Below are 13,656 nucleotides of genomic sequence, written 5' to 3'. Positions count from 1 at the left end.
CTCCTAAAATTTTAAGTTAAATAGCCGTTATACTACACTATTTTTACCAATTTTAAAATTAAGAATCGTAACATTTTCTACAATTCCATCGCAACTTTTGAAAAACTGGAGCCCATAAGCGGGATTGAACCGCCGGCCTCTTCCTTACCAAGGAAGTGCTCTGCCACTGAGCTATATGGGCAAATATTACATTTTTCAACAATAAATTTAATAGTGTTAGGCTGATTGAAATAAATAAACTTTATGTAGAATCAGCTCCCAGTATATGGAGCGGGAAACGGGGCTCGAACCCGCGACCCTCAGCTTGGAAGGCTGATGCTCTAGCCAACTGAGCTACTCCCGCAATGGCTATTAATGGTGGTGAGACGTGGATTCGAACCACGGAAGGTAGAACCAGCAGATTTACAGTCTGCCCTCGTTGGCCACTTGAGTATCTCACCCCAATTATATTAAAACTGGTCAAACACTGAAAAAATGGAGCTGGTAAAGGGACTCGAACCCCCGGCCTGCTGCTTACAAGGCAGCTGCTCTACCAACTGAGCTACACCAGCATTTTTTAAAAATGAAGTGTGATTTTAGCAAAACTTTTAACATAAGTCAATACTTTTTTAAAAATTACTATATAATTTGCACTTTTATTTTAAAGCAAAAGGAAATCATAACAATGAAAAAATACAAGCAACTAAAAACAAAAGGTTTTAAGAGGTATTTTTCTCTTGCAGTTATTTTAGCCTTGCACAGCTCTTTAAGTCTGCAAGCACAAAATACAAGCCTTAAAGAAAAATCCGATCAAACTTATAGCTTAAAATCAAGCTTTAAATTTGACACAGAGGAAAAGGATACAAGTTTTAAAGAGGAATTTACAAGTGAAGAAATCGCTCAAAGCAACTCCCAAACGCTTTATGATTTCCTCTCACACCGCTCTTTATTAAATATCCGCACAAATTATGGCAACCCTTATAATCAATCCATTGATTTAAGGGGCTTTGGCGTTAATGGACACAAAAATCTTGCTATTGTAATTGATGGGGTTTATTATAACAATATAGATTCAACCCCTATTCTTTTAAGCTCCATTCCCCTTGATGCAATTTCTAAAATTGAGATTATAAAAGGCAAAGATACACTAAAATATGGCAATGGCGCAACAAGCGGGGTTTTAAAAATCACTACTTCAAGCAAAGATTTTAAACAACTGCATTTTAGCTATTCAAGCTATAAAAGTGCAAATTCACAAATCTTTATGAGACATGCAACAAATAACCTAAATATAGGTGCTTATGGGCAATACCAAAATACAGAAGGTAGCAGACATATCACACAAGATGAATTAGATGGAAGCTATAATAAAAATGGAGGTTTTTCACTCTATTATGCCCCAAGTGATGATTTACTCTTAAAAACTGCACTCAATTATTCCAAATATGGCATAAAATACGCAAATCCACTTACAAAAGAGCAATTTATCCAAGATCCCACACAACCTCCTAATCCTCCTACTTATGGAGGAGATTCTTTCACACAGCAAAAATATTGGACTTTACAATATAATGCAGCACTTAGCTATTTTTCTAGCAATGGCTTTGTAAGCGATTTTAACTTTGGGACAACAAGAAATTCAAGCGATTTTGTAAATTTCAACAACAAAATGGAGGGCAATTCCATCTATACTATTTTTAATACAAAATACCAAAACAACTCCTATATGGTAGAGTTTGGTAACACATTAAAAAATAATAAAAGAGATAGCCAAAGCAATCAAGCAAATGTAAAAGAAGCACTTTTTTACACAAATGGTGAAAAATACTTTGATAAAATCACGCTAAATGGGGGGCTTTCTTTTAATCACATTAATTCTAAACTAAACAACGAAAAAAGTGTGGATAATAAAATAGGTGCAGAGCTTGGAATCTCCTATAAAATCCACCCACAAATTCATCTTTTTACTTCCTATACTAGAAGTTTTATCGCCCCTAATGTAGATTTTATGTTTGATTTTAATGGAAAGCTCAATCCACTCATTAAAACCGCTACTTTTGATACTTATCAAATCGGACAAACAAGCTTTTTTGGACTACATAAGCTAGAAACTTCACTCTTTTTGATAGAAGGGAAAAATGAAGCTTTTTTTGAGCCTAACACCTACACAAACAAAAGCTTAAGCAAAACCCAAAGAATAGGCTTTGAAACTAAATTCACCACCCATTATGCAAGTAATTTCTACTCTAGCTTAAGCTATGCGTATGTGGAGGCAAAAAATAAAGAAAGTGCTTACTACAACAAAGAAATTCCCGGAGTTTTAAAACACACCTTTGTGGTAAGCGCAAACTATCTACCACTGCCTTCTATTAATCTTGGGCTTTCTTATAAATACGGCTCTAGAGCTTATGATTATAATGATTTTACAAATACACTTGAAAAAATGCCAAATTATCAAAGTCTAAATGCAACACTTAGCTACACTAAAAAAGATTGGGAGATTTATGGCTTTATAAACAATCTAACAGGACATAAAAATGCAGTCATTGCAAGTGGTGGATATTACCCTTATGAGTTTGAACGCACATTTGGTGCAGGAGTGAAATATAGATTCTAATGCAAAATTTTTCATTATTTTTTTATTATTTATACAAATTTAGCAATTCCCTATTTGGTGGGATTGCTTTGGGCACTATTTTTGTAATTTATACCCCTCTACCTGTAAAAACTTACTCCATAGGAGGAATCTTACTGACACTAGGCGCTTTTCTTTTAACCCTTTTTTATACTAAACTTATCCAAGCAAAACCCTATAAAAAAATTTTAGTTTTTGTAGAAATTCTACCTTTTTTATATGTTTTAGCTTTTTTGTTTTTCCCTAACACTTTTAAAGGGGCAATTTTAGTCTATGCCCTATACCAGTTTAGTTTTATTTTTGGAGACTATCTTATGCGGAGTGAAACTTTAATTTTTAATCAAAAAAGGATTCTAGCCCATTTTGACAAACTTAAACAAATTGGCTATTTAGTGGGGCTTTTTTTAGCATTTTGCTTTTATTCTATATTAGAATTTTTAGAGATTAAAGATAAAATCTTACAAGTTTATTACCTGCATTTTGCACTTCTTTTGATACAATGCTTTGTTTTTACAGCACTTATCATCTCGCTAAATCCAAAAGAAAGGAAAAATAGTGCAAAAGACACTTTTTAGACAACTTTGCAAAGATAAATTAATAAAAATCAAAAACTCTAAAAATTCTCTCAAACTAGATTATAAAATCCAAACACAGCTTAAAAAAGAATTAGATACTGTCCTAAGAACCCTAAAAAAACAAGGCAAAAAAAAGGTAAATATACTATTTTATTATCCTTTAGCACTTGAATTTAATTGCAGAAAACTACTTTTTCACTACAGAATGCAACAAAATATTAAAATTTTTCTTCCTTTTATGCACAATTTTGGCTTTAAAATGGTAAAATTTAGATTTCCATTACAGAAAAAAGCATTTGGAGTGTATGAACCTTCAAATTCTTCTTATAAAAACACAAAAATAGATATCGCTATTATACCTGTAATTGGAATGGATCAAAATTTTAAACGCATAGGATTTGGTAAAGGTATGTATGATAGAGCTTTTAGCCATTTAAAATCAAAACCTTATAATATTTTTATCTGTCGTGCCATAAATTATACCCACTATTCTATTACACAACCCCACGACATACAAGCTTCTTCATTCATCACACCTTTTTTATCCTTAAAATCTAAAAGGAAAAACCATGGTAACTTGGGTTATAACAAGCTCCATTCTTTCTGCTTGCATCGCGGGAGGAGGAAGCTACCTCATCTCGCGAAAGCTCTCACGCAGTAGCTCTGAAGTTCTTTTAGCCAACTCAAAAGCAAAAGCAAAAGCTATTGAGCATGAAGCAGAAAGAAAATTGCAAGAAGCAACAATCAAGGCAAAAGAGTTAGAGTTAGCAGAACAAGAAAAACACAAAAATGCAAATTTACAACTTGAAAAAGAGAAATTAAAAGCCACACAAAAACTAGAGCTAGAAAAACTAGAGCTAGAAAAAGAAAAACGCCTCCTTCAAGATGAAAAAAAGTCCATCAAACACCTAAAAAATCAATACAAGCAAACCTTACAAGAACTTATCCATAAAACACAAGATATTTGCTACCTCTCTAAAAATGAAGCAAAAGAAATTTTATTAGAACATTTAAAAGAAGAATACAAACATGAATTTGCAAAACTTGCAAGAGCTTATGAAGAAGAAGCCAAAAAAGAGGCAAAACAAAAAGCCAACTTTATCCTAGCACAAGCTACAACACGCTTTGCAGGAGAATTTGCAGCAGAACGCCTCATCCACACAATCGTGCTTCCAAGCGATGATTTAAAGGCCAGAATTATAGGCAAAGAGGGAAGAAATATTAAATCTTTAGAAATGATTTGTGGTGTGGATATTATCATTGATGATACTCCGGGTGTTATTGTTGTAAGTTCGCATAACCTCTATCGCAGAGCTATCGCTGTAAAAACCATAGAAAAATTAGTAGAAGATGGAAGAATACAACCCTCTAAAATAGAAGAAACCTATCAAAAATGCTATGATGAATTTGAGGAAGAAATTTACAATGAGGGAGATAGAATCACTTTTGATTTGGGATTAAACAACATCCACCCTGAAATCAAAAAGCTTATCGGAAAGCTCCGCTACCGTGCAAGCTATGGACAAAATACACTTGCACACTCACTAGAAGTAGCAAATCTAGCAGGTATCATTGCAGCAGAGCTTGGGGGAGATTGTTTGCTTGCAACTCGTGCGGGATTACTGCACGATATAGGCAAAGCACGCACCCATGAATTTAAAGGCACTCATGTAGAACTTGGTGCTGAGATTTGCAGACGCTATAACGAACATCCCACCGTTTTAAATGCGATTCTCTCTCACCATGGAGATGAGGAGATAAAAAGCATAGAAGCAGCAGCAGTATGTGCTGCTGATGCACTCTCTGCTGCACGCCCAGGTGCAAGGCGTGAAGTGCTAGAAACTTACCTAAAACGCGTTAGCGAGATAGAAAGTATCGCCACTTCTAAGCTTGGCGTGCTTCATGCCTATGCAATTAATGCAGGACGCGAAATACGCGTGATTGTCAAAGCAGATGAGATTAGTGATGATGAATCCTATCTACTTGCTAGAGAAATCGCAAAAGAGATTGAAAGCAAAGTGCAATACCCAGGAGAAATCAAAGTAAGTGTAATTCGCGAAATGCGTGCTTATGCGATAGCGGAGTGAAAATAGCACACCTAAAACTTATTTAAATTAAAGTTATTATTGTTTATAATCTTAGCTTAATTTAGATTGGAGTTCATCTTTTGCAAAAACACAAAAAAATATTCAATGCTTCCAACACTTCTATTGCATCCTCTAAATCTGAAAATTTAGAGCTTCCAAAGTATATTGTCGCTACAAGAAACGATGGATTTGGGGAGCGTATGTGTGCTTTGCTCAATGCTATGTATATCGCACAAAAAACTGGCTTGATTTTTAAGTTTAACTGGGACAACGATATTGGTCCTTTGACAAAAAAAATGACACATGAAAGCAATGTTTTTCTTCCAACTGCTGGCATTCAAGATGTAAGAGAAGTTTTTTCTACACAATTTATTAAAAAATATTTTGACAATAATCTTCCCAGCAATAATCTTACAAGTTTCTACTCGCACTATAGCTCGTTAAACTTCTTTCTTGATACTCCAACCCAAAATGGTATTTTACAGACTGGGCAATTTTATCTCTCACATCTTACAGATATCAACCAAAAAGAATACAGAAGTTCCCTAAGCAATATCTGGAATTCCATAGAATTTTCATCTAACCTTACATTTACAAAAGAAAAAGCCCATACAATAGCAAATAATTTGGAGGAATTTATAGCTATCCATATACGAGGCGGTGATTTAATCTATAAAGAAATAGATACATATATTGCAAAATATAAAGGCTTATCTATATATTTAGCTATTGAAATTATTCAAAATAATAGCACAAAAAACATTGTTTGTTTTAGTGACGACAACCAAAGTCTTTATAAGCTAAAGCAATACTGCAAAAATATAGTAATTGTTGATGATATAGCAGACAAAAAGCTTTCGGCTCTAGAAAGAACTTTTTTTGAGATTAATCTAATGTCTAAAGCCGTCTGCATTTATTCATCTGGTAATTCTGGTTTTGCCAGACTATCCTCTATGATAGGCAACATTCAAGATATTTCCATATATAATTATTTTAGCAAACAACAACAATATGAAATCTTCGATAAATATATTAAAAAATATGAATTTAATCCAAAAGTAAAAGCATTTGGTTATATGCATTTATATGATTTATCTATAATTCTTAATAAATCTCCAAAAATAACTAAAGATTATATTCACAATGCAGTCCTACTCGCACCTGATAATGTTATTTACAAAATTCTTTTCTTGCATGCCTTACTATTAAACAAAGAGTATAATAAAGCTAATGATTTTTTAGGTTGGATTTTGGATTCTACATATTCCATTAATTTCCAAAAAGAATTTTTGTCTTATGAGTGGAATAGAACCGTCAATAAATATCCACATACTTATCTTTTTATCTTTAGTTATTTCATAACACCCTATTCTAATATTGGATTGCTATATCCAAATTTAATGATATTTAGCAATTTAATAACCTTAGGGGCTATAGATTATCTAAAAACTTTAACTTCCATTGATTACACTGATAATTCATTACTTCATTCTGTTTTAACTTATCTTAATATAATCAAAAGCTCTAAAAAATTACTCAAAAATTCAAATAATAATCTTAAAAACACAATCAATATTTCTAGCTTCTCATATTTAAAAGATGAAATCAACTTCATCACAAAAAAATACCGCTTTATAAAAATTAAAAAATTTATCTACAGAAAAATTCATAAAATAATTCACTTAAAAACAAAATTGATACACAATATCTTTAAAATAGTTCAATAAATTAAGGCAACACAATGAAAGATAAAGTTTCTATTATAGTTCCCATTTACAATGTTGAAGAATATCTACCACAATGTCTAGAAAGTATCACTCAACAAACTTATAAAAATTTAGATATTATTCTAGTTGATGATGCAAGCACTGATAATAGCCTACAAATTGCATTAGAATATGCCAACAAAGATAAAAGGATACTTGTCATTGAAAAAGCAAATGGTATGCAAGGCTCTGCAAGAAATTTGGGGCTTGAATTTATCAATGGCACTTCACTAAGAGAATGTATTTTAGGCAATAAATCAACAATAATTTCTTATATTATACCCAATACTCTTTCAAAAGAGACCAAAACCTATACCAAACAAGACTTATCAAAATATTTTCAAGTAATCTCCAAAAATCATATTAAAACAAATCTTGCAGATATCAACTCCATTATCACACAAGAATTACCAGAAACCTATATTCATTTTGTAGATTCTGATGATTATTTAGAATTTGATTGCATTGAAAAATGTATTTATTTTATTAAATCAAAGTCCAATATTGAAATTCTTGCTCATAATTTTAGAGAATATATTCACAATTCAAAAATCTTTAAAAGCGAATCCGTTTTTAATCTTTTTGCAAAAAACAAAAACAACTATTATGATAGCGGTTTTAATATGTTGCAAGAAAATAAAAGGGATATTTTTTATTTTTCATGGCAAGGATTATTTAACGCCAAGATACTTAACCGCTACAATTTAAGACACACTCTTAATATCTTCCATGAAGATGAAGAATTTGGTACTTTGCTATTTGCATTAGCAAATGGAGTTTTTTATGCAGACTTCCAAGGATATGTTTATCGTATCAGGGATAACTCTAGCCAAACAAGCGCACAAAACATTCAAATGCCTTCCAACTTACCCACTATTCTAAAACCCTTAAAAAATTATTTTACCTCTCATAAAAATCTACGAAGATATTTCACAGCCTATTCCATGTGTATAACAGCAATCAATATATGTTCATTTTACAAGAGCATTCACAAAGAAAAACATTTCCTCTACAAAAAACTAATTAAAAACCATATTCTTTCTTATATATTATATTATTATACTTACGATATTTATAAAGCAATTCCAGAAATACACAACAAGATTGGCATTAAGTTTCCAAAGCTTGTTTATCTTTATATGAAATTCAGGCACTACCTAAGACATCCTAAACATATTTTCTTGAAACAACAAAAAAATTTCCCTTAACATAATGTTCATTATAACTTTCGAATTAAATTTCAATATTTATCACTAAGAACACTCATCTTTATTGAAAAAATTTAATTCAAATTCCACTCAAAAATATTCTCATTTTCCTTTGCAAAATAAATTTCTTTTTTCTAAAATACTCTTTAAATTTATCCATAATACTTAGCCTTCCACTAAGCATTTTAACTTCATGACACATCTTAGCATATTCATGCATTAATTGCTGTAAAAATACTTTTGTAATTTTCTTGTTAAAATTAAATTCTATATAAATTCTTTTAATTTCCTCCAGTACAATTTGATAATCTTTTAAATAACTTCTAAGTCTATTTATCTCCTTGGTTTGCCCCGAAGATTCTTCATTATATCTATAATAATATAAAATTTCTTCGGTATGATAAAATGTCTCGCTACAATTCCACAACACATAGCTAACAAGCCCATCTTCTGCCATAGCTACTTGAATATCTTTTTGTATTATTTCTAAAGTCTCAAAATATCTTTCCTTCTTTATTAATCTGCCAGCTAAATTCCACCATGGATATTTAACTCCATAAAACCATTCTGCATAATCTTTTAAGCTTTGAAATTTATTTTCTTCATAAACTTGATACTTTATAACTTCTTGACTGTGCGTAAAAAACCTATACATACCAAATACAACTATATCAAGATTTTCACAATTATCATTTTGTCCATTTTGGATAATTTCATACATTTTCTCACAAGTTCCTATATCCAGAAAATCATCAGCATCTAAAAACAATATATAATCCGCCTGGCTTGTAATTGCCCCTATATTTCTTGATAATAAAGGTTTTAAATTCTTGCTATTGCGAATAATTCTTATGCGCTCATCCTGTTTAGCATACCCCCTAACAATTTCCATACTCCTATCATTTCCACAATCATCCACCACAATAATCTCAATATCTCTCAAAGTTTGATTAATGCAACTCTCCAATGCTTGACTTACAAACTTTTCTACATTATACACAGGAATAATAACTGATATCTTGGGTTTATTCATTTTAACTCTACCATGAATTATATTTTTTTCATAATTATATAGAATTTTTGATACAATACCGCTTTATAATTCACTTTCTCAAGGATATTCATAATGATTAATAGAAAAATATTCTACATTGCATTGATTAACGCCATTTTATTTTCAATATTAAGAAATGCAGGAGATGGCTTTACTTTATCAGCACTTCATAGTGGCTTTAAAATATTTTTATCCACTTTTGCTCTTTTTTATTGCTTCTTTTATATTTTGAATTTTTTACCCAATCTTATCTCTCAATCCATTCAAAGAATATTTGCATTAATCTTTTTCATTATTGGTTTAGTTGAATTATTCTTATTTGCTAATTTCTCCACACTACTTAACCCTGTATTTTTTGATACTTTCTTAAGCACACAAGCCCTAGAAGCAAAAGAATTTTTATCACTTTATTTAAACCAAAAAACCATTATTGTTACTTTAGGCTTTACAATAATTAGCATAATGTATTTTTATATACCTAAAGCAATAAAGACGCCCATTTTTTTACAAAAAAATAAAATTCTTTTTATATTATTTATTATATGTGGTGCAATGATTTTACCAAAAGCGACAAAATACCTAAGCGAAGATAAATTAATGCTAACAAGATGGATTAATTTAGCGACCCACTCTTTATATAAACAAAAAGATTATATTGCTCATTTTAACACATTAAAAAATCAAGTAGATGCACAATCAAAAAATCAAACTCTCATCAAAAATGAAAGCAAGATTCCAAATGTTGTTTTAATTATTGGAGAATCTACACAAAGAAATTATATGGGGATTTATGGTTTCCCTCTCAATACAACACCAAAAATGCAAGAACTTGTAGATAAAGGCAATTTATTTGTGTTTTCAAATATTATCTCACCTACAGCCCATACAAACACCAGCATAGCAAAGCTTCTTACTTTTAGCAACTATGAAAATACTTATATTAATTGGTATGAAACAATGAATTTAATTGATATCGCAAAGCTTGCAGGATATTATACCCAATGGTTTAGCAATCAAAGTGCTATGTCTATTTTAGGAAATGCTCCTGAAGTTCTATCCACTAGAGCTAATGATGTATTTTTTGCAAGTCTTGGAGGCGATGAAAATGCAGGTATCTTTAAAGATGAAGTCTTAATAGAACTTTTTAAGAAAAATCATAAAAGTAAAGATAAAAATCTATACATTTTCCACTTGATGGGTTCTCACTTTACCTACAAAGATAGATATAATAAAGATATTTTAGCCTACTTAAAACCCCAAGATTTAATAAACAAGGGACTTAACAAAGCGTCATGGGGGGGGGCAGCTACGCTCAATAAGAAGGCGTTACAAACAAAAACGGAATACGCCAACACAATTATCTATAATGATTATGTAATTGATGAAATTATCAAACTTTTCAAAGATAAAGAATCTCTTGTAATTTATCTAAGCGATCATGCAGATGAAGTTTATGATTTTAGAGATTTTGTGGGACATGCTGATAATCTCGCTTCTTCTTTTATGGTTGAAATACCTTTTATGGTTTATATAAGTGATAGTCTTAAAGAAAAATATCCCTCCATAGCCCAAAAACTTGAAAATGCTAAGAATTTACCACAAATGACAGATGATTTCATCCATTCTTTTTTTGATCTTTTAGAAATTGCAACAAAAGATACAAAAAATACCCGCAGCATTTTCAATACCGAATATATCTCCAATAGAGCACGCATCTATTCTGGCAGGGATTATGATATTGAATTAAAATCCTCTTATCCTTTTTTAGCTCCTTCTAAAACTTGGTTACACAGAACAGATGAACTCAAAAAACTTGAAGACTTTCAAACCACTTATCAAAACTTTGAAATTGATGTTCATTTTATTAATCAAGATGGTGGTTATTTTGATGTTGGACACAATGGCTTGGAAGAAAGTATAGGTTTAAGGCTAGAAACCATGATAGAAGCTCTAAACAATAGACGCATTAATGGCAAATTCTTCTCTTCTAAAATATGGTTGGACTTTAAAAATCTGACAGATAAAAATTCAGAACAGGCTTTAAAAAGCTTAGAAGAAATTTGTAAAAATTTAAATTTTAATAAAAATAACTTCATCGTTGAAAGCAATAATTATAAAGAATTAAAAATCTTCAAAGATGCTGGATTTTATACAAGCTACTATGTTCCCTACTACAAAAAAGAAGATTTAGAAAATAATGCAAAAGAAATCAAAGAAAATCTACAAAATATTATCAATACTGGAGGTATCAATGCACTTAGCTTTGATTCATATTTATATGATTTTATTAAAAACGCAAAATTCACTACACATAAAAACGGAGAAATTTTAGATATAGACTTACTTACCTGGAATGAAGGCAATAACTACAAAAAAAATATGCAAACTCAATTATTTTTTGATCCACAAGTCAAAGTAATTCTATCGGGAGTAGAAGGCAAATACCGATAGAGGAAGTTTGCCTATTCTATAATTTCTCTCCATTTTTTTATAACACTCTCTTTTAAATAATTGTCTTTTATAATCTCTTTGGATAGCTTACCAAATTGTTCTCTTAATGATTTGTTTTGCATCATTTCTTGCAATTTATTTGCAAACTCCTCCAATTCCCCATCACTTATTAGATAACCACTCTTTCCATTACTTATAATATCACTTGGCCCTGTTTTAACATCAAATGCAATAGGTGCTAAACCATAAGAGCAAGCCTCCAACAAGACCATAGGAAATCCCTCAAAATGACTAGACATTGCATAAATGCTAGCTTCTAAATATTCTCTCTCTATTTTCTTGGTAAATGGTCTTATCATAACTCTTGATTGCAAATTGTATTTCTTTATTTTTTCCTGTATCTGCTCTTTTAAGACACCCTCACCCACCAAATGCAATTTCCATTCGTGTAACTTTTGATTCTTTGCAACAATATTCCATATATCTATCAATCTTAAAAAACCTTTTTGATTATCAGAGCTCATCCTTCCAACTGCCAAAACAATCTTTTTATTATAATCAATATTTTCATCAAAAATTTTTGCACAAAAATTTGGTATAACTTTAACATCACTATGAAATTCTTGCCACTTTGCCAATTCTTTGGAACTTAAAAGCACCAAAGTATCAAAATATTTATTTTTATGCGAATATCTTTTTAATGGTCCATGTATAAATTGCACATATTTTGTATAGGAATTTTTAAAATAAGGAGTATATAAACTAGTATTAATCACTATATCAAATTGTGAATAAGCTTTCTTAATTTGATAACTTAATATTCTAGAGTGAATATGCCTTAAATAAAATCTATAAAATGTATTCTTGCTTTTATAATACTCAATGCAATTTGCAGAAGGTTTTTCCCAAAATAATAACTTTACTCGCTTATCTAAAGGGAAATTTGGCTCTGCATTTTTTTTACACAAGCTCAAAATAGTAACTTCATAACTCTCACAAAATGCATTTGCAAGATTTACAAACACTCTTTCCACTCCACCAAAAGTAGTAATATCAGCAATTACAAGCAAAATTTTTTTCACTCATACTCCTTTAATCTTTTTAAACTTGGTAGTAAAAACTTCAAAAATGTAGAATATTTTTTAATATTTTTTTGTAATAAACTTCTTTTTCTCAACATATCAATATTTTCCTGTGTGCTAGTTTCTTGCATAAATCTTTTATTTACCCATACAAGCGTAGGGAAAATCGCATAAGTATTTACAAATTTTTCATTGCTTGTCATAGCATCTATAGGTAAATAAATCTTTTTTAAATGTTCTAGCATTTTTCTAGCACCTCTTTGAGTAATAAAATACCCATAAGTCCCATTTCCTCTACCTACTAACCTTCTTATTTTTATTTTTCCAATGGATAGAGAAAATCTCCTTGAATAAGGGCTATTAATTTTAAAACCATCATCTGTATAAACTTGTCTTTGATGTCCCAACAATAAAAGCTCTAAATCTTTGGGAAATCTATCAACACTCCCTAAAAATTCAATTAAATCTTGATTAAACTCTGCATCATCTTCTAGCACCACTGCATAGGGCAAATTTTCCTCAACAATCCTTTCATAAAACTTCTTATGAGAAAGTGTGCAACCTATCTCTCCACGCCCAAGCTCCCTCTTATGAATTTTTAACATTTTTGCTTTATCTATAAAACTCTCATACTCTTCTTGACTTAGCTCTCTACCATTTACTGCATTAATAATTTCATACTCTAATCCATATTTTTCACATAAGCTAGAGATATATTCTTTTCTATCTTTTGCAATTTCTAAATTAATTATAAAGAATTTCATTCTACCTGCTTCTATCCATTTATTAACTTTAAAATATAAGAAAATTATATCACAC

10 protein-coding genes and 4 tRNA genes are annotated in these 13,656 nt (G+C 30.7%); 7 read left to right on the top strand and 7 right to left on the bottom strand.

The genetic code is table 11. From position 1 onward, the window contains the following. Positions 1-106: 106 nt before the first annotated feature. From B6S12_RS01910 to B6S12_RS01895, 4 genes are all read right to left on the bottom strand, one after another. A tRNA-Thr gene (locus B6S12_RS01910) sits at positions 107-181 on the bottom strand. Between the two features lie 85 nt (positions 182-266). Further along, positions 267-343 (bottom strand) — tRNA-Gly (locus B6S12_RS01905). A 12-nt stretch (positions 344-355) separates the two neighbouring features. Further along, positions 356-440: transfer RNA gene (locus tag B6S12_RS01900), tRNA-Tyr, on the bottom strand. 35 nt (positions 441-475) lie between these two features. Next, positions 476-551, bottom strand: a tRNA-Thr gene (locus B6S12_RS01895). A 113-nt stretch (positions 552-664) separates the two neighbouring features. On the opposite strand from B6S12_RS01895, the gene B6S12_RS01890 reads away from it, so the two are divergent. From B6S12_RS01890 to B6S12_RS01865, 6 genes are all read left to right on the top strand, one after another. Beyond that, a complete protein-coding gene (locus B6S12_RS01890; protein WP_181450924.1) occupies positions 665-2,596 on the top strand; it encodes a TonB-dependent receptor in 1,932 nt (643 codons plus the stop codon). A gap of 68 nt (positions 2,597-2,664) precedes the next feature. After that, positions 2,665-3,189, top strand: a complete 525-nt coding sequence (locus B6S12_RS01885; RefSeq protein WP_245892472.1) for a hypothetical protein — start codon at positions 2,665-2,667, stop codon at positions 3,187-3,189. Next, on the top strand, positions 3,170-3,850 hold the full coding sequence (locus B6S12_RS01880; protein ID WP_245892470.1) for a 5-formyltetrahydrofolate cyclo-ligase: 681 nt from the start codon (positions 3,170-3,172) through the stop codon (positions 3,848-3,850). The genes B6S12_RS01885 and B6S12_RS01880 overlap by 20 nt, the downstream gene beginning before the upstream one ends. Next, the gene (rny, locus tag B6S12_RS01875) at positions 3,759-5,276 is read left to right on the top strand and encodes a ribonuclease Y (RefSeq protein WP_111229129.1); all 1,518 of its coding nucleotides are present in this window, start codon (positions 3,759-3,761) and stop codon (positions 5,274-5,276) included. Before B6S12_RS01880 ends, rny begins: the two co-directional genes overlap by 92 nt. 80 nt (positions 5,277-5,356) lie before the next feature. After that, positions 5,357-7,003, top strand: coding sequence for a hypothetical protein (locus B6S12_RS01870; protein ID WP_111229128.1), 1,647 nt, complete (start codon positions 5,357-5,359; stop codon positions 7,001-7,003). 14 nt (positions 7,004-7,017) lie between these two features. Continuing rightward, positions 7,018-8,250 (top strand): glycosyltransferase family 2 protein, encoded by a 1,233-nt coding sequence (locus tag B6S12_RS01865; protein ID WP_111229127.1) that lies wholly within the window; start codon positions 7,018-7,020, stop codon positions 8,248-8,250. A 79-nt stretch (positions 8,251-8,329) separates the two neighbouring features. Here B6S12_RS01865 and B6S12_RS01860 read toward each other — a convergent pair whose 3' ends face one another. Then, positions 8,330-9,283 carry a glycosyltransferase family 2 protein gene (locus B6S12_RS01860; RefSeq protein WP_111229126.1) on the bottom strand — a complete coding sequence of 318 codons (954 nt, stop codon included), beginning with the start codon at positions 9,281-9,283 and terminating at the stop codon, positions 8,330-8,332. Between the two features lie 93 nt (positions 9,284-9,376). On the opposite strand from B6S12_RS01860, the gene B6S12_RS01855 reads away from it, so the two are divergent. Continuing rightward, positions 9,377-11,755 (top strand): phosphoethanolamine transferase, encoded by a 2,379-nt coding sequence (locus B6S12_RS01855; protein WP_111229125.1) that lies wholly within the window; start codon positions 9,377-9,379, stop codon positions 11,753-11,755. An 11-nt stretch (positions 11,756-11,766) separates the two neighbouring features. Here the strand turns inward: B6S12_RS01855 and B6S12_RS01850 are convergent, their stop codons facing one another. Both B6S12_RS01850 and B6S12_RS01845 read right to left on the bottom strand, forming a co-directional pair. After that, on the bottom strand, positions 11,767-12,837 hold the full coding sequence (locus B6S12_RS01850) for a glycosyltransferase family 4 protein (RefSeq protein ID WP_111229124.1): 1,071 nt from the start codon (positions 12,835-12,837) through the stop codon (positions 11,767-11,769). Continuing rightward, the gene (locus B6S12_RS01845; protein WP_111229123.1) at positions 12,834-13,601 is read right to left on the bottom strand and encodes a glycosyltransferase family 25 protein; all 768 of its coding nucleotides are present in this window, start codon (positions 13,599-13,601) and stop codon (positions 12,834-12,836) included. Before B6S12_RS01845 ends, B6S12_RS01850 begins: the two co-directional genes overlap by 4 nt. Positions 13,602-13,656 lie beyond the last annotated feature (55 nt).

The sequence above is a fragment of the Helicobacter valdiviensis genome (genome assembly GCF_003245365.1).
Lineage (GTDB): Bacteria > Campylobacterota > Campylobacteria > Campylobacterales > Helicobacteraceae > Helicobacter_D > Helicobacter_D valdiviensis.
The sequence above is the reverse complement of the archived record's forward strand: the minus strand, read 5'-3'. Positions and strand labels throughout refer to the sequence as shown.